General features: G+C 69.2%; 17 protein-coding genes, 1 tRNA gene and 1 pseudogene. 6 read left to right on the top strand and 13 right to left on the bottom strand.

Annotation, left to right across the window (positions count from 1 at the left end; translation table 11 throughout):
• Positions 1–17 precede the first annotated feature (17 nt).
• On the bottom strand, positions 18–1,217 hold the full coding sequence (locus tag BM388_RS05670) for an EAL and HDOD domain-containing protein (RefSeq protein ID WP_089848082.1): 1,200 nt from the start codon (positions 1,215–1,217) through the stop codon (positions 18–20).
• Positions 1,218–1,406: 189 nt separating this feature from the next.
• Here BM388_RS05670 and BM388_RS05675 point away from each other — a divergent pair, with 189 nt between their 5' ends.
• The 3 genes from BM388_RS05675 to BM388_RS05685 are packed head-to-tail and all read left to right on the top strand — an operon-like array spanning position 1,407 to position 3,768.
• Positions 1,407–2,258, top strand: coding sequence for a motility protein A (locus BM388_RS05675; RefSeq protein ID WP_089848084.1), 852 nt, complete (start codon positions 1,407–1,409; stop codon positions 2,256–2,258).
• A complete protein-coding gene (locus BM388_RS05680; RefSeq protein ID WP_089848086.1) occupies positions 2,251–2,937 on the top strand; it encodes an OmpA/MotB family protein in 687 nt (228 codons plus the stop codon). The genes BM388_RS05675 and BM388_RS05680 overlap by 8 nt, the downstream gene beginning before the upstream one ends.
• Positions 2,938–2,967: 30 nt before the next feature.
• On the top strand, positions 2,968–3,768 hold the full coding sequence (locus BM388_RS05685) for an EAL domain-containing protein (protein WP_089848088.1): 801 nt from the start codon (positions 2,968–2,970) through the stop codon (positions 3,766–3,768).
• 122 nt (positions 3,769–3,890) lie between these two features.
• Here BM388_RS05685 and BM388_RS05690 read toward each other — a convergent pair.
• Positions 3,891–3,967, bottom strand: a tRNA-Arg gene (locus BM388_RS05690).
• A 281-nt stretch (positions 3,968–4,248) separates the two neighbouring features.
• On the opposite strand from BM388_RS05690, the gene BM388_RS05695 reads away from it, so the two are divergent.
• Positions 4,249–4,992: a c-type cytochrome gene (locus tag BM388_RS05695; RefSeq protein WP_245781468.1), complete on the top strand. Its 744-nt coding sequence runs from the start codon at positions 4,249–4,251 to the stop codon at positions 4,990–4,992.
• A gap of 112 nt (positions 4,993–5,104) precedes the next feature.
• Here the strand turns inward: BM388_RS05695 and rep are convergent, their stop codons facing one another.
• The 3 genes and pseudogenes from rep to pyrE all read right to left on the bottom strand — a co-directional run bounded on the left by rep (position 5,105) and on the right by pyrE (position 8,537).
• Entirely contained in the window at positions 5,105–7,171 is a 2,067-nt protein-coding gene (gene rep / locus BM388_RS05700) for a DNA helicase Rep (RefSeq protein ID WP_089848090.1), read from the bottom strand.
• Between the two features lie 104 nt (positions 7,172–7,275).
• Positions 7,276–7,749 (bottom strand): annotated as a pseudogene (gene trmL / locus BM388_RS05705) (tRNA (uridine(34)/cytosine(34)/5-carboxymethylaminomethyluridine(34)-2'-O)-methyltransferase TrmL); the annotation flags it as partial.
• Between the two features lie 95 nt (positions 7,750–7,844).
• The gene (pyrE, locus tag BM388_RS05710) at positions 7,845–8,537 is read right to left on the bottom strand and encodes an orotate phosphoribosyltransferase (protein ID WP_089848092.1); all 693 of its coding nucleotides are present in this window, start codon (positions 8,535–8,537) and stop codon (positions 7,845–7,847) included.
• 91 nt (positions 8,538–8,628) lie between these two features.
• Here pyrE and BM388_RS05715 point away from each other — a divergent pair, with 91 nt between their 5' ends.
• Entirely contained in the window at positions 8,629–9,396 is a 768-nt protein-coding gene (locus tag BM388_RS05715; protein WP_089848094.1) for an exodeoxyribonuclease III, read from the top strand.
• A gap of 300 nt (positions 9,397–9,696) precedes the next feature.
• Here BM388_RS05715 and rph read toward each other — a convergent pair whose 3' ends face one another.
• Positions 9,697–10,434, bottom strand: coding sequence for a ribonuclease PH (gene rph, locus BM388_RS05720; RefSeq protein WP_089848096.1), 738 nt, complete (start codon positions 10,432–10,434; stop codon positions 9,697–9,699).
• Positions 10,435–10,575: 141 nt separating this feature from the next.
• Here rph and BM388_RS05725 point away from each other — a divergent pair, with 141 nt between their 5' ends.
• Positions 10,576–11,439 (top strand): YicC/YloC family endoribonuclease, encoded by an 864-nt coding sequence (locus BM388_RS05725; RefSeq protein ID WP_089848097.1) that lies wholly within the window; start codon positions 10,576–10,578, stop codon positions 11,437–11,439.
• 77 nt (positions 11,440–11,516) lie between these two features.
• Here BM388_RS05725 and BM388_RS05730 read toward each other — a convergent pair whose 3' ends face one another.
• The 7 genes from BM388_RS05730 to BM388_RS05755 all read right to left on the bottom strand — a co-directional run bounded on the left by BM388_RS05730 (position 11,517) and on the right by BM388_RS05755 (position 20,107).
• The gene (locus BM388_RS05730; RefSeq protein ID WP_089848099.1) at positions 11,517–12,740 is read right to left on the bottom strand and encodes an MFS transporter; all 1,224 of its coding nucleotides are present in this window, start codon (positions 12,738–12,740) and stop codon (positions 11,517–11,519) included.
• 50 nt (positions 12,741–12,790) lie between these two features.
• Entirely contained in the window at positions 12,791–13,978 is a 1,188-nt protein-coding gene (locus BM388_RS05735; protein WP_089848101.1) for an MFS transporter, read from the bottom strand.
• A gap of 113 nt (positions 13,979–14,091) precedes the next feature.
• Positions 14,092–14,607 (bottom strand): tetratricopeptide repeat protein, encoded by a 516-nt coding sequence (locus BM388_RS17805; protein WP_425431908.1) that lies wholly within the window; start codon positions 14,605–14,607, stop codon positions 14,092–14,094.
• Positions 14,531–16,732, bottom strand: a complete 2,202-nt coding sequence (locus BM388_RS05740) for a tetratricopeptide repeat protein (protein ID WP_089848103.1) — start codon at positions 16,730–16,732, stop codon at positions 14,531–14,533. Before BM388_RS05740 ends, BM388_RS17805 begins: the two co-directional genes overlap by 77 nt.
• A complete protein-coding gene (locus tag BM388_RS05745; protein WP_245781469.1) occupies positions 16,729–17,928 on the bottom strand; it encodes an alginate lyase family protein in 1,200 nt (399 codons plus the stop codon). Before BM388_RS05745 ends, BM388_RS05740 begins: the two co-directional genes overlap by 4 nt.
• A gap of 56 nt (positions 17,929–17,984) precedes the next feature.
• The gene (locus BM388_RS17810; RefSeq protein ID WP_089848107.1) at positions 17,985–18,848 is read right to left on the bottom strand and encodes a polysaccharide lyase; all 864 of its coding nucleotides are present in this window, start codon (positions 18,846–18,848) and stop codon (positions 17,985–17,987) included.
• Positions 18,845–20,107, bottom strand: a complete 1,263-nt coding sequence (locus BM388_RS05755; protein ID WP_175535039.1) for an efflux RND transporter periplasmic adaptor subunit — start codon at positions 20,105–20,107, stop codon at positions 18,845–18,847. The genes BM388_RS17810 and BM388_RS05755 overlap by 4 nt, the downstream gene beginning before the upstream one ends.
• Positions 20,108–20,203 lie beyond the last annotated feature (96 nt).

The following is a 20,203-nucleotide window of genomic DNA, read 5'->3' on the forward strand; positions in this document are numbered from 1 at the left end:
GACGATCGCCAGGGGTCCTAGAGTCGCCCCATCAGCGCCGCGGTCTTCTCCAGGGCATCGAGATAGCAGGCCTGAAGCCGTTCGGCCGGATGTTCGGGGGGATGCTCGCCGGGCGCGTCCTCGTGCTCCTCACAGAGCGCCAGGATGGCGCCGAGAGGCCCCTCGTGGCGAGCAAGGGCGCGCTGAATGGCGTCGGAAAGCGGCACCCGGGCCAGCAGCGTCGCCTGATCCTCCTCGAGCAGGGCCCCCATCATCGAGAACAGGCCCGTGGTGAAGGCATCCTCGGGATCGATGTTGCGGAAGGGCTCGGCCAGGTTCTGGCACATGAAGCCTCGGGTCAACGCCAGGCGCACCGTGATTCGCGATGACGGCAGGTTGCTGGCCAGCGACATCGTCATCACCAGTCGGCGCAGCTCGTTGAGTCCGATCACCTGCATCGCCCGCCTGAGATCCGACGACGGCTGGCGCTGGCCGAAATGGCTCGAGTTGGCGCGATGCAGGATGGCGACGTGCAGGTGCGGCATCTGCAGCAGCAGGTCGTGGAGGCGCGGCAGGTCGGCGTCCTCGCGGTAGAGCTCGTTGATCAGCCGCATCTGGGCGGCACGATTGCCGTGGCGACCCCGCGGCCGAGAGGCCTGATACTGCGGCTGGGAAAGATAGCGTCCATTGATGAGGTCACAGCCGGCCTCGAGGCACTGCTCGAGCCGTTCATGGTCCTGGATGTGCTCCGCCAGCAGCCGATGCCCCCGCGCCTTGAGGGCGTGAAGACGCTTGCGGTCGAGCGGGACGGAGGCATCGATCTCGACGATGTCGGCGATGGCCAGCAGTTCGGTCTCCATGGGATGACCCACGGGATCGGGCACGGCGATACGGTACTGCCGTTCGGCGATCCGCTCAAGGCGATCGATCACCGCCGGGGTGATCTCGAGACTCGCCGGCAGGCCGATGATCATCTGCTCGGGCGGTGTCGGCAAGAGCTCCGGGCGCATCAGCCACTCGCCGGGCAGTTCGATGTGCAGCGCCCGGGAGGCCAGCCGTCGATGCTCATCCAGCTCGTAGAGCACCGCGCTCAGCGCCCTCGCCATGTGGCCGACCGGGTCCTCGTCATCCTCGTCATGGTGCTGATAGACGAGCCGATCAGCCACATGGCGGTAGTCGGCATCGTGAATCGGATGCAGTGCAATGGTGAAACGCTCCGTCACGCCCTGGCCTGTCATGCGCTATCACTCCCTGTGACTGATGCCTGCCAAACAGATGGTGGAGAATCATCATCATTAGATTTTATGATGCGAAGAATATCACCCCGCCGAAGGACTGTGCGTGCTGCGATGCGGCAAGATTAAAGTATCCTGCGCGGCGTCCGATAATACCTGTATTTCCCTACCCTCTACGGTCCGGAGCCGAGAATGAACCCATCGACACTGATCGGCATACTGGCCAGCTGCGTGCTCCTTGCCAGCGTCCTGTTCTTCACCGCCGAGTCCCCGCAAAGCTTCATCAACCTGCCGGGGCTCGCCATCGTCGTGGCCGGCACGCTGGCGGCCACCTTCATCAGCTATCCCCTCAAGGAGGTGCTGCGGGTCGTGCGTCTGGTGGCCATCGTCTTCCGGCGCGAGAACACCTATATCCGCGACGACATCAAGGAGCTGGTCGACCTCTCCCGACTGTGGCTCAAGGGGGACGTGCGCTCGGTGGAGAAGGCCCTGGAGCACACCCGCAACCCCTTCCTGCGCACCGGCATCCAGCTGGTGATCGCCAACACCAAGGAAGAGGAGATCTTCGATCTGCTGCGCTGGCGGATCTCCCGGCTCAAGGCGCGGGAACATGCCGAGGCCCAGATCTTTCGCACCATGGCCACCTACGCGCCGGCCTTCGGCATGATCGGCACCCTGGTCGGTCTGGTGAACATGCTGGAGGTCATGGAGGCGGGGGACCTGCACGTGATCGGCCCGCGCATGGCGGTGGCGCTGCTCACCACCTTCTACGGCATCCTGCTGGCCAACCTGGTGTTCAAGCCGATCGCCGTGAAGCTCGAGCGGCGCACCGAGGAGCGTCTGATCGCCATGAACATGGTGCTCGAGGGTATCTCGCTGATCACCAAGCGACGCCTGCCCTCCTTCATCGAGGAGACCCTCAACTCCTTCGTCGCCAACTACCACGATGAGATCCGCGACCCGCAGTCCCCCGCCGAACTTCGCAATAGCGCTGAGCAGGAGCAAGGCGGGAAGGATCGCGGCGAGAAGGGCCAGCATGCATAACCGGGACATCAGCGAGGCGCTCAGTCCCCCCGGCCAGGGAGAGGGCGACAGCGAAAGCTGGCTGATGAGCTATCTGGACGTCCTGACCCTGCTGATCACGCTGTTCGTGCTGCTGCTCTCGATGGCGGGAAATGGCCAGGCCGAGAGCGGCGGCCAGTACGGCGGCCAGGCCGTGTCACCCGCGGCGTACTCGGCTTCGCTGGCGGTCGCCGGCGGCATGGCGCCCCAGGCCGCCGGCCTGAAACCCCGCCACGACGGCCTGCAGCCGCGCTTCAAGGGACTCGAGATGGAGGGCGTCAGCGTCGCCGAGGGCAAGGGCGGCATCACGCTACGCATCGACAACAACCTGCTGTTCGCCAGCGGCCAGGCGCGCCTGACAGAGGGCGGGCGCCGGGTCCTGCAGGGCATGGTGGAGACGCTTCAGACATTCGACGGCCGCATCTCGGTCGAGGGGCATACCGACAACGTGCCCATCGCCACGCGTCGCTTCCCCTCCAACTGGGAGCTCTCCACCGACCGCGCGATCTCGGTTCTGCGCCACCTCGTCAAGAGCGGCCTTTCGGAAGCGCGCCTGCGGGCCATCGGCTACGCCGATACCCAGGCGCTGGAAAGCAACGATACCCGCGCCGGGCGCGCCGCCAACCGCCGTGTCGAGCTGCTGCTCACCCGCGACCCCTGACGCCCCGGCACCAGACACCAAGGACAACATATGAGCCACTGCGCAAGAGTAGAGGGGCACTGTGGACGCTGCGAGGGGGAGCTGCCCTTCGACTTCACCATGGCGTTCCAGCCGATCGTCGATATCCGTGAGGCGTGCGTCACCACCTTCGAGGCGCTGGTGCGGGGCCCCAGCGGGGAGTCAGCCTGGAGCGTGCTCTCCCAGGTGAACGGCGACCTGCTCTACCGCTTCGACCAGGCCTGCCGCGTGCGCGCCATCGAGCTTGCCAGCCGACTCGGCCTGCGCCAGAAGCTGTCGATCAACTTCCTGCCCAATGCGGTCTACGAGCCCGAGGCGTGCATCCAGGCCACCCTCGATGTGTGCCAGCGCGTGGGGTGGCCGACCGACCGGCTGGCCTTCGAGTTCACCGAGACGGAACGGGTCAGCGACCGGCGCCACCTGCACCGAATCATCGAAAGCTACCGCTCCATGGGCTTCACCACGGCGCTCGACGACTTCGGCAACGGCTATGCCAACCTGGACCTGCTCACCGACCTGAAACCCGACCGCCTGAAGATCGATCGCGAGCTGGTGATGGGCTGCGATCAGGACACCCGGCGACAGGCGCTGATCCGCGCGGTGAAGGGGCTGGGCGACGCCCTGGGCCTGCTGCTGATCGCCGAAGGAGTCGAGACGCGGAACGAGGCCCTGTGGCTGGCGCGCCTGGGCATCACACACCAGCAGGGCTATTACTTCGCCCGGCCCGCCGTCGAGTCGCTGGGCGAGGATCTCAAGCCGATGCTGATCGCGCTGCGCGAGGAGAGCGAGGGCGGGCGCTCCCTCGGGGCCTGAGGCCCTGTCCGTCAGGACGTCGACGACGAAAGGCTATCCCGCGACAAGAAAGGCTATTCCGCGAAAAAAAGCCCCACGACAACGAAAAGGGCCTACGACGGTGTCGTAGGCCCTCGAATTCGTGGCGCGCCCGGCAGGATTCGAACCTGCGACCCTCGGCTTCGGAGGCCGATACTCTATCCAACTGAGCTACGGGCGCACGGCCTGGCGATGGGTGCCAGGCGGGCGCTATCCTACCCGCCTGCCAGAGCGCTGTCCAGCCGCCCTCCCTTCCGGCCCCGAGCATGGTTTGATCCGGGGGATTTTCCAGGCGTTGGCGATGCCGGTATACTATCGCCCACTATATATGCGCGCCGTGGCGTCCACCGTCTGACGTGATGCCGAGCGTGATTCCGATGACAGGACCGTCGAGAGGTGGTGAGAGTGAAATCCAGCAAGCTGATCATGGGGTGCCTGGCCGCCCTTGGCCTGAGCACAGGCATGGCCGTTGCACAGGACGACGCGGCGCACGATGCCATCGCGGAACGCCTGAAGCCGGTGGGTGAGCTCTGCCTGCAGGGCGAGGACTGCGGCACCGCGATGGCCGCCGCCAGCGGCGGCGACAGCAGTGCCTCCGCGGGCGGCGCCATCGACGGGGCCGGCATCTACAACAACGTCTGCATGGCCTGTCACGAGACCGGCGCCGCCGGCGCCCCGATCCGCGGCGACGAGGCCGCCTGGAGCGAGCGCACCGGCAAGGGCTTCGAGACCCTGGTGAGCCACGCCGTCAACGGCTTCAACGCCATGCCCGCCAAGGGCGGCAACCCGAGCCTCTCCGACGAGGAAGTCCAGGCCGCAGTGGCCCACCTGGTCGAGCCGGTCATGGACGTGCCCGCTCAGGAGAGCGGCGGCGAGTCCGCCTCGGCAAGCGGCGAGGCCAGCACCGAGGGTGAAGCCAGTGCCGAGGGCGCAAGCGAGACCAGCGCCGAGGCTGCCACGGCCGGCATCGACGGTGAGGCGATCTACAACACCGCCTGCATGGCTTGCCACGCCACCGGCGCGGCCGGCGCGCCGGTGAAGGGCGACGCCGAGGCCTGGGCGACGCGCCTCGAGAAGGGCACCGAGACCCTCTACAGCCACGCCATCAACGGCTTCAACGCCATGCCCGCCAAGGGCGGCAACACGTCGCTCTCCGATGCCGAGGTGCAGGCGGCGGTCGATCATATGGTCGGCGCCGTGCAGTAAACCTCCGGTCACGGAAACGCAAGCGGGGCGCCCTTGGGCGCCCCGCTTGCGTTGGAGGAGCGGCCGTCGGTAGCCGGCCGCCGCCTTTCAACCCGGTTTCATCAGCCCGGTCTCAGCCCAGCAGCGAGCGAATCCCCGCCAGGGCGTCCTTGCCCCGCGCCTGCTTCTTCTCCGGGTCCTCGCGGTCGGCGCGCCCCTCCCACTCCAGATCGTCCGCCGGCAGTTCGTCGAGGAAGCGGCTGGGCGTGCAGTCCATCATCTCGCCATAGGTCTTGCGCTGACGCGCCAGCGTCATGGTCAGGGTGCGCCGGGCCCGGGTGATGCCCACGTAGGCCAGGCGACGCTCCTCCTCCACGGTGCCCGCCTCCACGGCGTTGCGGTGGGGCAGCAGATCCTCCTCCAGGCCCATCAGGTAGACATGCGGAAACTCCAACCCCTTGGAGGCGTGCATGGTCAACAGCTGCACCCGGTCGGAGTCGTCCTCCTCGGCCTGCTGCTCGAGGATGTCGCGCAGCACCAGCCGGGAGATCGCCGCCTCCACGTCGTCGGTCTCGGTCTCCTCGCTGGCCGTGTCCTCGGGATCGCGGTTCATGGACTTCTCGAGCTGATCGATCAGGATCCAGACGTTGGCCATGCGCCGCTCGGCGATGGTCGGCGCGCTGGCGTTCTGATAGAGCCAGGCCTCGTAGTCCATCTCGTGCAGCATGCCGCGGATGGCCTCGATGGCGTCGCCCTGATCCATGCGTCGGCGCACCCCGTCGATGAAGTGGGTGAAGCGCGACAGCCGATCCATCGCCCGCTCCGGCAGCTGCTGGGCGAGGCCCAACTCGTGGCAGGCGGCGAACAGCGAGATCGAGCGCCCGGAGGCCTGGTCGTTGGCGTAGTTGGCGAGCTTCTCGAGGGTGCTCGGGCCGATCTCGCGGCGCGGCACGTTGACGATGCGCAGGAAGGCGTTGTCGTCGGCCGGGTTGATCAGCAGGCGCAGGTAGGCCATGGCGTCCTTGATCTCGTTGCGCGAGAAGAAGGAGGTACCACCGGAGAGCTTGTAGGGAATCTGGTAGTGCTGCAGCTTGAGCTCCAGCAGCCGGGCCTGGAAGTTGCCGCGGTAGAGCACCGCGAAGTCGCGCCATTCGGCGGACTCCTTGATGCGCCGGGTGAGGATCTCGCTGGCCACCCGCTCGGCCTCGGCCTCCTCGTGGCGATTGACCACCACGCGGATCGCCGCGCCCTCGCCCATCTCCGACCACAGGGTCTTGTCGTAGACGTGGGGGTTGTTACTGATCAGGGTGTTGGCGGCGCGCAGGATGGTGCCGGTGGAGCGGTAGTTCTGCTCGAGCTTGATCACCTTCAGGCGCGGGAAGTCCTCGCCCAGGGTGACCAGGTTCTCGGGACGCGCGCCACGCCAGGCGTAGATCGACTGGTCGTCATCGCCGACCACGGTGAAGGTGGCCCGCTCGCCCATCAGCAGCCGCACCAGAAGGTACTGGCTGATATTGGTGTCCTGATACTCGTCCACCAGCATGTAGTGGATCTTGCGCCGCCAACGAGCCAGCGCTTCGGGATCGTCGCGCAAGAGCACCACCGGCAGCAGGATCAGGTCGTCGAAGTCTACGGCGTTGTAGGCCTTGAGGTGGCGCACATAGGCCTCATAGACCCGGGCGGCGTACTGCTCGTCGTCGTCCTCGGCGTGGGAGAGCGCCTGGCCCGGCAGCAGCAGGTCGTTCTTCCACTGGGAGATCTGCTGCTGCACGGCGTTGATCTGGTCGGCGTCGACCTGGGCGTCCTTGTTCATCAGGTCGCGCAGCAGCGCCTTGGCATCCTCCGGATCGAACAGCGAGAAGCCCGGCCGGTAACCGAGCGCCTTGAGCTCGCTGCGGATGATGTTGAGCCCCAAGGTGTGGAAGGTGGAGACGGTCAGGCCGTGCCCCTCCTTGCCCTTGAGCATGCTGCCCACCCGCTCCTTCATCTCCCGGGCGGCCTTGTTGGTGAAGGTCACGGCGGCGATGCGCCGGGCGCTCATGCCGCACTCCTGCACCAGGTAGGCGATCTTGGTGGTGATCACGCTGGTCTTGCCCGAGCCCGCCCCGGCCAGCACCAGGCAGGGGCCGTCGATGTAGCGCACGGCCTCCTGCTGGCGGGGATTGAGGCCGGCGACCCGGCGTTTGATGGACGTGGACATCAGGCATTCCTCGCAGGCGCGTGGGGGTCGATGGCCGGATGATCGGCCTCGAAGGTGCCGGCCTCGGAAGGGGCCGACCCCGGGAGGCCGGCCCCCTGAAGCCCGGCGCCCGGGAGGCCGGACCCCACGAATTCGAGCTGGCGCCAGGCCTCGAAGACCACCACCGCGCAGGCGTTGGAGAGGTTCAGGCTGCGGCTGTCGGGCAGCATCGGAATACGCAGGCGCTGGGCCTCGGGCAAGGCATCGAGCAGCGTCTGGGGCAGGCCGCGGGTCTCGGGGCCGAACACCAGGGCGTCGCCCTCGCGATAGCCAGGCTCGTGATAGCCGGTGCGCCCCCGGGTGGAGACGGCGAAGACCCGCGCCGGCGCCACGGCGGCGAGGAAGGCGCCCCAGTCGGCATGCACGCGCACCCGGGCCCACTCGTGGTAGTCGAGCCCGGCGCGGCGCAGGCGCTTGTCGTCGAGCGTAAAGCCCAGCGGCTCGATCAGGTGCAGCCGGAAGCCGGTGTTGGCGCAGAGCCGGATCAGGTTGCCGGTATTGGGCGGGATCTCGGGCTGGTAGAGCACCACGTCAAGCATCAACGGCTCCTGATAGTAAGGGCGTACAACGCGCTCGGGCCCCGTGCGGGGCCCGAGGAAGGGATCGCCTGGCGCGGACATCGCGCCGCCGGGCCTCAGTCGCCGGACACGCCGTAGCGGTCGCGGTAGGCGCGAATCGCCTCGGCATGGCCCTTGAGCGCCTCGCCGGCGTGCTGCTCGAGGTACTCGAGCACCAGGTCCAGGGTGACGATGCTGACCACCGGCATGCCGTAGGTGGCCTCGACCTCCTGGATGGCGCTGCGCGGATCGTTCTCGTCGCGGCCGCGCTCCTGGCGATCCAGGGCGATCACCACACCCGCCGCCTTGGCACCCGCGTCGTCGATCAGGCCCATCACCTCGCGGATCGCGGTGCCAGCGGTGATCACGTCGTCGATGATCAGGATGCGCCCGGCGAGCTCGGCGCCGACGATGTTGCCGCCCTCGCCGTGGGCCTTGGCCTCCTTGCGGTTGAAGGCGTAGGGCAGGTCGCGGTCGTGGTGATCGGCCAGCGCCACGGCGGTGGTGGCGGCCAGCGGAATCCCCTTGTAGGCGGGCCCGAAGAGCACGTCGATCTCAAGCTCGCTGTCGGCGATGGCCTGGGCGTAGAAGCGGCCCAGCTCGGCCAGGGCGCGGCCGGTGCGGAACAAGCCGGCGTTGAAGAAATAGGGGCTGACGCGGCCGGATTTCAGGGTGAATTCGCCGAAGCGCAACACGCCCTGTTCGATGGCGAACTCGATGAATGCCCGCTGGTAGGGTTGCAGGGACGATGTTGTACGCGGGTCCGCCACGGAGCCTCCTATCACGTTTATCGACTGACGCCATTTACCCAAACGTCGAAACGTCGGGTATCATACACGCGCGACGCAAAAGGGACCACGTATGAAAATCGCCACCATCAATGTCAACGGCATCCGCGAAGCGGTCGGACGGGGCTTCCTCGACTGGCTGGCCAACCAGGATGCCGACGTCGTCTGCGTGCAGAACCTCAAGGCCAAGAGCTTCGAGCTGGACGATAGCATCCTCTATCCGGAAGGCTACGAGGGCTACTTCCTCGATGCGGAGCAGGACGGCTTCTCGGGGGTCGGCCTCTACTGCCGCCAGATCCCCAAGGCCATCATGTACGGCCTGGGTTTCCCCCAGTGCGACCACGAGGCGCGCTTCCTGCAGGCGGACTACGACCGCTTCAGCATCGCCAGCTTCCTGATGCCCGACGGTAGCGACTATGCCGCCAAGCAGGCCTTCATGGCCCAGTATCAGGAGTACCTGTCGAAGATGGCCCGCAAGCGCCGCGAGTACATCATCTGCGGCTCCTGGCACATCGCCCACAAGACCATCGACCTGGAGAATTGGGCCGACAACCAGACCACGCCCGGCTTCAAGCCCGAGGAGCGTGCCTGGATGGATCAGGTCTTCGGCCCCACCGGCTTCATCGACACCTTCCGCGAGATCAATCGCGACGCCGGCGAGTATACCTGGTGGCCGAAGCTCGACCAGGAGGTGCCGCGTTCCCGCCAGGAGGGCTGGCGCATCGACTACCAGATCGTCGGGCCGAACTTCCGCCGCCACGTGGTGGACGCCTGGATCGACTACGACGCGACCTTCTCGGAGTTCGCGCCGCTGATCGTCGAGTACGACCTGACGCTCTGAGCCCGCTCCCTTCGTCGCCGTTCCGGCCCGTCCGGAACGCAACGCGCCGGCCCTCGGGCCGGCGCGCTGCGTTTGTGGGAGAGACCTGACCAAGGGCTCAGCCGCCTGACAGGCCTTCCGGAGGCGCTGTGAACCCGTCCCTGGGCGCTACCGGCACCCTGCTGCGCTCTCGCGTCCCGCTCCGCTTGCAGGTCCGGTGCTGGCCATCCATGGCCAACCCGTTCGGAGCAGCGCTCCTCACCCCTGGCGCAGGACCTCCTTCAGCCTGTCGTCGGCACATTTCTACAGCGAGTATGCCACTCAGCCGCGAATGCCCAGCGCCTCGCGCTGGTGGGCGAACAGCTCGGCGCCGGCCTTCTCGGCCAGGTCGAGCATGGCGTTGAGCTCGGCGCGGCTGAAGGTGCCCGCCTCGGCGGTGCCCTGCACCTCGATCAGCTCGCCGCCCTCGGCCATCACCACGTTCATATCGGTACCGGCGCTCGAGTCCTCCGGGTAGTCCAGGTCGACCACCGGAACGCCCTTGTAGAGCCCCACCGAGATCGAGCCGACCAGCTGGTGGAAGGGATCGGCCTTGATCAGCTTCTCGCGCTGCAGGTAGCGGATGGCGTCGATCAGCGCCACGCAGCCGCCGGTGATGGCCGCGGTGCGGGTGCCGCCATCGGCCTGGATGACGTCGCAGTCGACGGTAATGGTGTACTCGCCGAGCTTCTTGAGGTTCACCGCCGCGCGCAGCGAGCGGCCGATCAGCCGCTGGATCTCCAGGGTCCGGCCGCCCTGCTTGCCGCGGGTCGCCTCGCGGCCGCTGCGGGAGTGGGTGGCGCGGGGCAGCATGCCGTATTCGGCGGTCACCCAACCCTGCTTCTTGCCGCGCAGCCAGCGCGGCACGCCGGCCTCGACGCTGGCGTTGCACAGCACCTTGGTGTCGCCGAACTCCACCAGTACAGAGCCCTCGGCGTGGCGGGTGTAGTCGCGGGTGAGGCGGATGTCGCGGGATTGGTCGGCGGCGCGTCCGCTGGGACGCCGGATCTCCGAGGTCATGGCAGCTCTCTTGAATCGGGAAGATGACGGGAAGACACCCGTGGAATGGCGGCCATTCTACACGCTCTGGGCGACACGGTCTGGCCGCGGAATCGGGTACACTGCGGGCCCTGCACACCACGCGTTCTATCGGGAGGCCCCATGGTTCAGAGCATGACCGCCTTTTCACGTCAGGAGCACGACGGCGAGTCCGGCCGCCTGCAGCTCGAGCTGCGCTCGGTCAACCAGCGCTACCTGGAGCCGCACTTTCGCCTGCCCGAGGCGCTTCGCGACCTGGAGCCGGCCTTCCGCGAAGCGCTGCGCACGCGCCTGGCTCGGGGCAAGGTCGAGTGCACCCTGCGCTTCGAGCCCTCCGGCGACGAGGCCGAGCCGAGCGTCGACCGGGCCCGCCTCGACGCCCTGGCCATCACCCTGGCGGAGGTGCGCCAGCGCGTGCCCGACGCCGCCATGCCCGATGCCCTGCGCCTGCTCGATCACCCGGGCGTGCTCGAGCGGCGCGCCCCGGACCTGGAGGCCGTCAAGCGCGAGGCCCTGACGCTGTTCCAGGCCGCCCTGGACGACCTGATCGCCGGCCGCGCTCGGGAGGGCGAGAAGCTCGCCGCGCTGATCCGCGAGCGCCTCACCGCGATCAACGAGCAGGTGGCCGAGGTGCGCCGGCTGATGCCGCGTATTCTCGAGCGCCAGCGCGCGCAGCTGCTGGAGCGGCTCGCGTCCATCCGCGCCGAGCTCGACCCCCAGCGACTCGAGGCCGAACTGCTGCTGCTCGCCCAGAAGGCCGACGTCGACGAGGAGCTCGACCGCCTCGCCACCCACGTCGCCGAGGTGGAGCGCCAGCTCGGCCAGCCCGGCCCGGTGGGGCGCCGCCTGGACTTCCTGATGCAGGAGCTCAATCGTGAAGCCAACACCCTGTCGTCGAAATCGGTGGTCGCCGAGACCACCCGCTGCGCCGTCGAACTCAAGGTGCTGATCGAGCAGATGCGCGAGCAGATCCAAAACATCGAATAACGCCGCGTCAGGCGCCTCGCGACGCCACGACACTTTACTTACGCACCACGCCGGGCCCTTCGCCCAGCGTGGTGCGTTCAGGCCGGACGCTTCCTGTCGGCCTTCGGCGTGCGACGCCTGATCCACAGCAGGCTCGCAAGCGAGATGGCCGCCAGCAGTGCCACGCCAGCGGCGAATCCCATGCCGGCGGTCGCCAGGCCGAAGGCGCGGGCCGCCAGCCCGATGCCCACCACCGGGATCGACAGGGCGATGTAGGCGACAATGAAGAAGGTCGCGGCGACGCCGCCGCGCTGGTCGTCGGGACTGGCCTGCACGACGGCGCCCAGGCCGGCACGAAAGGCCATGCCCTGGCCGGTGCCCGCGACGAGCGCCCCGAGCAGGAAGACGGCCAGCGAGCCAAGGCCGATGCCGACGCCGACCAGCGAGGCGCCGAGGATCACTCCGGCACAGCCGAGCGGTAGCCGCCAGGGCGCCGGGAAACGCTCCTGCAGGAGCTGGCCGAGGGTCGAGGCGAAGAACACCGACCCGGCCACCAGCCCCGACAGCGCCAGGCTGTCATGCCCGAGCACGCCGATCATGAAGGCGGGCGCCGTGGCGGTGAAGAAGCCCAGCAGGGCGAAGCCGGCGAACCCGGCGATCGCCGCCGGAAAGAAGAGCCCGCGGACCTCGTCCGGCACCTGCAGCCGCTGCAGGCTTAGCCTCGGCCACGCCGGGCGGTTCACGGTTTCGGGCACCTTGAGAATCACCAGTACCGCCAGCGCGGCCAGTGCCAGATGCACCCCATAGGCCAGGCGCAGCGGCCAGGGAAGGTATTCGACCAGCAGGCCGGCAAGGATAGGCCCCAGCCCCAGGCCGCCCATGTTGACCGCGGTGGCCAGGAAGGCCGCCCGTCGCGGCCAGGCCCGAGGCGCCAGCTCCATCACCGCCACCGTGGCGGTCGCCGTGAAGATGCCGGCGGACATCCCCGAGATGAAGCGGGCGACCAGCAGGCTATGCAGGCCGTCGCTCGCGAGGAAGATCACATCGCTCGCCGCCGCTGCCGCCAGTCCGGCCCCCAGCATCGGACGACGGCCGAGCTGATCCGACCAGCGCCCGGTCGCCACCAGGGCGCCCATCACCCCGAGCGCATAGACGGCGAAGATCACCGTGATGGTCAGCGCAGAGAAATCGAAGCGCGTCTGATAGACCGGATACAGCGGCGTGGGCAAAGTGGTGCCCAGCATGGTGATCAGAAACGCCAGCGCCACCCCGAAGAAGGGCAGCGCCGATTCCGGCGTGCGGCGTTCGTAAGCCGTCGTCATGGTCTCTCCTTGTCCTCATAAGATCGGCGCCGCATCAGGCTGGCGCAGGATCAGGCAGGCACCTGCGTCTCACGCTCTCGCGCCAGGGCGATCAGGAAGATCGAAAGGCCGGCCAGCGCCATGGCCGTGCCCACGAGACCCGTGGCCGACCAGCCCAGCCCCACCGTCACCGCCAGGCCACCCAGCCAGGCGCCGAGGCCATTGGCGATGTTGAAGGCGGCGTGGTTGAGGGTCGCGGCCATGGTCTGGGCATCGCCGGCGACATCCATCAGCCGGGTCTGCAGCGGCGGCACCAGGGCGCCACAGGTGCCCACCAGGCCCACGAACAGCATGCCGCTCCAGATCTGATCGGCGGCCAGGAAGAAGCCCAGCTGGCAGAACGCCGCCCAGACCAGGGCGCCGCCGATGGCACGGCTCTGGTGGATGTCGGCCAACCGTCCACCCGCATAATTGCCGATGACCGCGCCCACCCCGAAGGTCGCCAGCACCAGCGGCCCCAGCGCCTCGGGCATGCCGGCCTGATGGGTCAGGGTCGGCATCGCATAGCTGAACACGCTGAACATGCCGGCGAAGCCCACGCAGGCCACGGCCAGGGTGTAGAGCACCCGCGGCCGGGTGATCGCCGAGAGCTCCGAGCGCAGGGAGGCGCCATCATTCGGCGGCTGCACCGGCACCCACAGCCGCACCAGCAGCGCGGTGCAAAGCCCCAGCGCCCCCACCAGCACGAAGGCCGCCTTCCAGCCCGCCAGGCCTCCGATCCAGGTGGCCAAGGGCGCCCCGGCCAGGATCGCCAGGGTCAACCCCGCCAGCACTCGGCCGACGGCACGGCCCCGCTCGTGGGGCTCGGCGACGTTGGCGGCCACCAGCGCCGCCACCCCCAGGTAGACCCCGTGGGGCAGGCCGGCGACGAAGCGCAGGGCGACGAAGCCGTGGAACGAGGGGGCCAGCAGAGTCAGTAAATTGGCGGCGGCGAACCACACCATCAGGCCGATCAGCAGCCGACGGCGGGGAATCCGCGCGCCGACCGCCGAGATCAGCGGTGCACCGACCACCACTCCCAGGGCGTAGGCGCTAATGGCGAGGCCCACCTCCTGAACCGCGATGCCATAGTCGTCGGCGATGCGCTGCATCAGGCCCATGATCACGAATTCAGTGGTGCCGATGGCAAAGCCCCCCAGCGCCAGGGCAGTCTCGGCCAGGCGAGGGGTCGATCGGGGACGAAAAGCGTCCGTGGGCATGCCGCGCTCCCTGAGAAAGTGATGGTGCCGCCATCGGGCGGCGTGCAAGGGGGCGCCATTATTCCAGAGCAGCGCGCGGCCTGCGTCACTCGCCGCAAAGAAAGGGGGACGGCCTAACCTTCCCGCCGCGGCTCGGGCGCCGGCGGGCGTTCCGCCAGCGCCAGCGAGTCGTCGGCCTGAATGACGCCATCGAGCCATAGCCGCGCCTCGCGGCGGCCGGCATAGCGGTTCGTCAGGCCGTTGGCGCGCAGGTAGGCCGAGACCAGGGAGAAGCGCGCCTCCTCATGACCACGCCGCACGGCGCTCACCAGATAGCGCGCGCCCTGCTCGGGCCGGAAGGGCAGGACGTCGCCGGCGAGATACTCGCGCCCCAGGGCAGATAGGCTGCCGAGGTGTCCCGCCTCGGCGGCCGCACTCAGCAGGCGATGCGCGCGCGGGACGTCCGGCACGAGACCGCTGTCGTCGCTCAGCAGCATCCGACCCAGCGCCCCCTGGGCATAGAGGTCGCCGGCCTCGACGGCCAGTTCCAGGTAGTCTCGTCCGCGGACGATATCACGAAAGGGGGCGGGCCCCTCCAGCAGCGCCTGGCCGAGCTCGCGCGCCGCGACGGCATGGCCGCGATCGGCCAGCGGCGCGAGGTAGCGCTCGGCGGCGTCGAGATCCTGCGCGAACCCGCCCTCGGGCAGATATGCCCGCCCCAGAACGAGGGCCGCGTTCGGCTCGCCCGCCGCGGCGAGCGGCACCAGATAGCGCCGCGCGCGCTCGGCATGTCGCTTGAGCACGTCGCCGTCCAGATAGGCCCGCCCGAGGCTCAGGGCGGCCCCGTCGCGACCGGCCGCCGCGGCCTCGACGAGCCACCGCTCGGCCTGGCCGGACCGAACGGCGACCCCCTCTCCCGTCAGATAGCGCTTCCCCAGGGCCTCCATGGCACCGGGATGCCCCCCCCTCGGCCGCCTCGATCAGCGCCGGCACACGGCCCGCGAGCCCCTGTGCATAGAGGGTATTGCGCAGCGCCCGAGGCGCCGAGGGGTGGCCGGCCTCGACGGCACGGCGCAGCCAGCGCTCGGAGGCCACCAGATCGACGCTCAGCCCGCCCGGCGCCTGCCGATAGGCGCGACCGAGCAGCAGCATGGCATAGTCGTCGCCGCGGTCGGCGGCCGCCTCGAGCAGTTCGAGGGCCCGCTCGGGTCCGGCACCGCCCAGCTCGCCGTTCAGGTAGGCGTCGGCGAGGCGCGCCATCGCCGTCGTGTCCCCCAGCGCCACGGCGCGCTGCAGGAGGGCTTCGGCTCGCGACGGCCGAGCCGCCAGGGCGGTGCCCGCCAGGTAGGCCTCGGCCAGGTCGCGCATGGCCGCGGTCTCGCCGCGCTCGACCGCCGAGGCGAGCAGCGCCTCGCCCTCCTCGGGGCGGGGCGGGAGGTCTTCGGCGCCACTCAGCCGCAGCCGGCCGAGCTCGATCGTGCCCCAGACGTCACCCTCTCGGTGGGCCCGCTGCAGGTAGCCCAGCGCCAGGCGCGGCCGCTGCGGCAGGCCCGTCCCCTCCAGGAAGGCGCGACCGAGCAGGGTCAGGGCGCGAGGCTCACCATGCTGAGCGGCGGCCTCGAGCAGGGCGCGGCCTCTCGCCGGGTCGGGCTCCAGCGTCTCGCCGACGAGCAGCGCCTCGCCGAGGTCGGTCATGGCCGATGTCGAGCGGTTGTCGACGGCCTTCTCCAGCCAGAAGCGGGCCTGGACGGGGTCGGCCAGCGCCGCCGGGGCCCCGAGCCGGATGGCCCCAACCGTGGCCATGGCGGGCACGCTGCCGCGGTGGGCGGCACGGCGCAGCCACTCGAAACCCCGCGCCGGGTCCTCGACGAAGATCAGCTCGCCCGCCCGGCGCATGCCGTCGGTGCTACCGCTTTCCGCGGCGCGCACCAGCCAGGCCAGACGCCGCTCGGGCGCCGGGCCCAGCCGTCCCTCGGGGCCATAGAGACGTGCCATGTCGAGCATCGCCTCGACCTCACCCTCGGCGATGCGCGCATTGACCAGGGTCCGATAGCGCGCCAGGTAGTCCCGGGAGGCGTCGGCGTCCGCGGGCAGGAAGCCGCCGTCGTGATAGGCCTCGGCGAGGGCCAGCAGGGCCTCGTCGCTGCCGAGCCGGACCGCCTCACGATAGAGCGCCTCGGCCGCCTGGCGATCGACGGGGATGCCGTCCCCGCCGCTGGCCCGCAGGGCGGCCAGTTGCACCAGGGCCTCGGCGCGACGCTGCCCCGGCAGGGCCTGCTGCAGCAGACGGTAGGCCAGGACATCGTGATTGCCGAGCGCATCGTGAGTCAGGTAGAGCCGGGCCAGGTTGTAGGAGGCGTTGTCGCGAATCGAGGAGTTGACGCGAATGGCGGCGTGATAGAGCCCCTCGGCCCGCCGCAGATCGCGGCTGACGCCATGGCCGTAGTGGTACATCTTGGCCAGTTCGTAGTGGGCCGGCGGCAGACCATCGGCGGCCATCTCCTCCAACCGTGCCAGGCCGCCGACGTAGTCGCCCCGCTCGACGGCCTGGCGCGCGCGACGCACCCGCGTCCAATCGAGGTGATTCATCTCATAGGGCCAGGTCCAGGCCAGCAGCGCCCAATCCTCGACGGCCACCGGAGGGAGCCCACCCTCAGGCAGGCGCGAGGAGAGCCCCTGACACCCCGCCATCGCCAGGGCGAGGCCTACCCCGACCGCCGCCCTGACGAGGCGGGCGACGGGACGCCGCGCGGGCGTCGAACCGACTGCGTTCATGAATCACCATAGGGATCGAAATCGTAGGCGGGCGCCTGCTCGTCGCGCACCGGCGAGCCCGGCAGAGCCAGCTGCTGCGCCTCGGGGGACATGAAGTAGAGCGTCAGGTAGCCCCCCGCGCTGCGGTTGTAGATGGCCCGGTAGGGGCGCAGGAAGTCATCGATGCGAGGATCGGCGTAGCGCGCCTGGTAAATCTCCATCCAGGCAAAATACTGAGGATCGTCGATGAAGCCCAGATACTGCTCCTCGGGCACCTCGAGGCCCACCCGCTCATGGAAGTGCGACGGCGCCGTCAGCCCCCTGAGCGCCAGCTCGACGCCGTCATGGATGGTACGGCCCTCCACGCTCAGGTCGAAGATGTCATAGCCCTGGCGCGCGATGACCTGCATGTTGGTGATCAGGTAGAGCAGCGCGTAGTTCTGGTAGTGCAGGGCGCGGCGCCCCCGCGCCAGTTCCCGGGGAAAGCCCCCCTCCGGGGTCATCTCGGCCAGCGCCGAATGGACGGCGCTGACGCCGAAGCGAAAGAGCGCATCGTCCTCGGTCAGCACGCCCACCATGCTGGCGTAGAGGGCGCGGCGGTAGAAGTGGTTGTTGCAGCAGCTGCCGCCGCTGCGGCCGGGGATGCCCGCATGACGATGGGCCAGTCGATTGAGCCACGCCTCGACGCGCTGCGTGCGCTCTTCCTCGCCCTCGACGGCGGGACGCACGATCGAGTAGGCCATCGCCGCGGCGAAGATCATCGATTCGGTGGCGTACCAGGCCTGGGGCTCGTAGATCTGGTAGTGAAAGTCCAGCAGGCCGTCGTGACGCGCCCAGCGGTCCAGATAGCGCACCAGGCAGTCGGCGTAGTAGGCCTCCCCGGTGGTCATATAGGCCCCGGCGAGCCCGGAGACGGTATCCTCGAAGCGGAAGTAGGGGCGCGAGGCCTCGTACCACCGCTGCGGTCGCGGATAGAAGCTCGGCAGGCGCAGGCCCTCGCTCAGCACCGGCTGCGCGAGACTCTGGCGGCAGCTCTGGGCGTTGTCCAGGCGATCCATCTGGTGGAGCAGCAGGGCGTTGTCGGTGGTCGCCAGCAGGCGTCGACGCTCGGCCACGTCGAAGTAGGAGGCGCCCGGGCGAGTCACGACGTAGTGCGACAGGTCGAGGGCCTGACGCTCCTCGAGGCTCAGCGCCTGAACGCCGCCGCTCAGGGACACGAGGGCCGCCGCCAGTACGGGGCCGAGCGCGGAACGGAGTGAGCGCAGCGCAACCCTCATGAGGCGGGCCGGTAGAAGCGGAAGTCGGCGAAGTCGACCCGCTGGTCGCGGGGCGTGCGCCAGCTCGGCCCCGTGCCGCCGAAGAAGGTGGAGAACATCAGGCCGTCGATGCCCAGCGTCTCGGTCTCGCGATAGCGCAGCTCCTCGTGCGCGAAGACGAGCTCGCCGTTCACCCAGACTCGCGCCACGCCGTCGGACCGGCCGGGTGCGTTGAGAATGAGCTCCTGCTCCAGGGTCAGCCACTCGCCGGTGGGGAAGTCCCAGCGCCCCCGACCCAGGGAGACGCCATAGTCGCCCTGAGGCTCGACCACATAGGCGTAGAGCTCGCCCTGCCCGGCCTCGCGCCACATGAAACGCATCGAGAAGCCATTGTGACCGTCCGCCTGGCGCCCCCCGCTGGGGGCGTCGCCGCCATAGAGGCCCGGCAGCTTGCCACCCTTGACGAAGTCGAAGCCGCCGGGGAAGCGCAGGCGGTACTGCAGGCAGGCGCGCTCGCTGCCGCTCAGGCCCGGGGGCGCGGCGTAGAAGCCACCGCCGCCGCGCACGCCGGCATGGTCGCTGTCGCTGGGCGAGGAGGTGCCTGCCGGGTAGTCGACGCTCAGGACGCGGCCTTCGGCGTGCCCCGCGTCCCCGGACACGCTGAAGTTATCCACACCCCATAGGCGCGTGGCGGCGAAGCCCTCTTTCAGCGCCTGCTCCGGATCCCTCGCCTCGCTCGGCGAGGCCTGACCCACCGGCACATAGCGCTGCGAGCAGGGCGCGAGGCCCGGCGTCGCCGAGGTGGAGGACGCCAGGAGCGGCGACGCGCCGAGGATCAGGGCCAGCGTCAGCAGACCCGTCGAGCCGCGCCGCCACCTCACGACGGTTCCCCCTCTGACGTGCTGACGAAGCGTCCGATCAAACCGTTGAAGGCGCTCAGGAACCACTCGGCCACGGCGTCGAAGGCGGGGGCGTCACTGAACCGCACCTCGACGGGACGACCGACCAGGTGTGGCGGCAGCGGCCGCTCGGGCACCAGCAGCACGCTGGCGACGTTCTGCTGCTGGCGGACCCAGTGGGGGAAGCCGGCCCGGGGCTGGCGCTCGATATCCAGGGCGATGCTGCGGACCCGCGCCTCGATGACCTCCTTGCCGTTGCCCAGGTCGACGAAGGCCAGCTGGTGCGGCTCGAGTCGCGAGATGTCCTCCATGTGGACCAGCGCCTCGACCAGCACCGCCTCCGGCTCAGTGCGGGTCAGGGTCATCAGGGGATCGCCCTGCTGAACGTAGACATCCCCGGCGCCGTCGACCGCCCAGGCCACCAGGCACTCGCAGGGGCTGAAGAGACGATGTCCCGACAGGCGGGTCTCGAGGGCGTTGACCCTGGCCCGTTCGAAATCGACGCTGGCCTCGAGTTGGTCGACGCGCTCCCGGGCGATGCCCGCATCGGCGGTCTCGAAGGTGGTCGCCCGATAGTCGTCAGGGCGCGTGGCATTGAACAGGCTGACCCGCTGGGTGTCGGGGTCGGCCAGGCGCGTCTTGAGCGTATCGATCAGGCGCTGGTTGAAGCGCTCGCCCGCCTGCGCCAGGGCCAGCTCGGCGCGCAGCTCGCGGTTGTCGATGTTCACCAGGAGTTGATCGCGCTCGACCCGATCGCCGGGCGTCAGGCCGTGATCGGCCAGCACGCCGTTGCCGGGCGCCACGATGTCGACCCGCGGCGCCGTCACCGCGGCGAAATCGGGCTCGACCAGCAAGAGGTTGCGATACAGGGTCACCGCCAGCACCAGCAGCAGCGCGAGGCTTGCCAGCAGCAGCAGCGAATAGCGCCAGAGCGACCCAGAGGCCGGCATCGACGCCCCCTCCGGCATCGAGCGGCGGGGTGTCTGCGGGTCCTCGGCATCGATCAGCTCCTCGACGCTGGCATGCCGCCCGGCGAGGTAGGCCCGGATAACCCGGCGCAGCAGTTCCCGCTGGGCCGGATCGAGGCGGGTGATGACGAAGGCCACGAGGTACTGCCCCCGCGACTCATCGAAGTGCTGGCGCAGGCAGCGCGCCTCGACCGGGATGGTCAGCTCGGCGCTGCCCGCCGCCACCAGCAGCGAACCGCGCTTGATGACGCCGGCGTCTACCGGCGCTTCCATGCCTGGATTCATAGAATAACTGCAGCGCTTTGGACCACACGGTAGAGGTAGGAGGGCCAGCGCCGATACCCTCCCTGCTTTACCGACCAAAGTGAA

It is taken from the genome of Halomonas saccharevitans, from assembly GCF_900116405.1.
Taxonomy (GTDB): domain Bacteria; phylum Pseudomonadota; class Gammaproteobacteria; order Pseudomonadales; family Halomonadaceae; genus Halomonas; species Halomonas saccharevitans.

What these genes read in the sequence shown, in the direction of transcription:
- BM388_RS05755 (WP_175535039.1), bottom strand. Translation starts at nt 20,107, where the DNA reads ATGGAAGCGCCGGTAGACGCCGGCGTCATCAAGCGCGGTTCGCTGCTG.
- BM388_RS05670 (WP_089848082.1), bottom strand. Translation starts at nt 1,217, where the DNA reads ATGACAGGCCAGGGCGTGACGGAGCGTTTCACCATTGCACTGCATCCG.
- BM388_RS05680 (WP_089848086.1), top strand. Translation starts at nt 2,251, where the DNA reads ATGCATAACCGGGACATCAGCGAGGCGCTCAGTCCCCCCGGCCAGGGA.
- BM388_RS05740 (WP_089848103.1), bottom strand. Translation starts at nt 16,732, where the DNA reads ATGAACGCAGTCGGTTCGACGCCCGCGCGGCGTCCCGTCGCCCGCCTC.
- BM388_RS05675 (WP_089848084.1), top strand. Translation starts at nt 1,407, where the DNA reads ATGAACCCATCGACACTGATCGGCATACTGGCCAGCTGCGTGCTCCTT.
- BM388_RS05725 (WP_089848097.1), top strand. Translation starts at nt 10,576, where the DNA reads ATGGTTCAGAGCATGACCGCCTTTTCACGTCAGGAGCACGACGGCGAG.
- rph (WP_089848096.1), bottom strand. Translation starts at nt 10,434, where the DNA reads ATGACCTCGGAGATCCGGCGTCCCAGCGGACGCGCCGCCGACCAATCC.
- BM388_RS05695 (WP_245781468.1), top strand. Translation starts at nt 4,249, where the DNA reads ATGGCCGTTGCACAGGACGACGCGGCGCACGATGCCATCGCGGAACGC.
- BM388_RS05685 (WP_089848088.1), top strand. Translation starts at nt 2,968, where the DNA reads ATGAGCCACTGCGCAAGAGTAGAGGGGCACTGTGGACGCTGCGAGGGG.
- rep (WP_089848090.1), bottom strand. Translation starts at nt 7,171, where the DNA reads ATGTCCACGTCCATCAAACGCCGGGTCGCCGGCCTCAATCCCCGCCAG.
- BM388_RS05730 (WP_089848099.1), bottom strand. Translation starts at nt 12,740, where the DNA reads ATGACGACGGCTTACGAACGCCGCACGCCGGAATCGGCGCTGCCCTTC.
- BM388_RS05715 (WP_089848094.1), top strand. Translation starts at nt 8,629, where the DNA reads ATGAAAATCGCCACCATCAATGTCAACGGCATCCGCGAAGCGGTCGGA.
- BM388_RS05735 (WP_089848101.1), bottom strand. Translation starts at nt 13,978, where the DNA reads ATGCCCACGGACGCTTTTCGTCCCCGATCGACCCCTCGCCTGGCCGAG.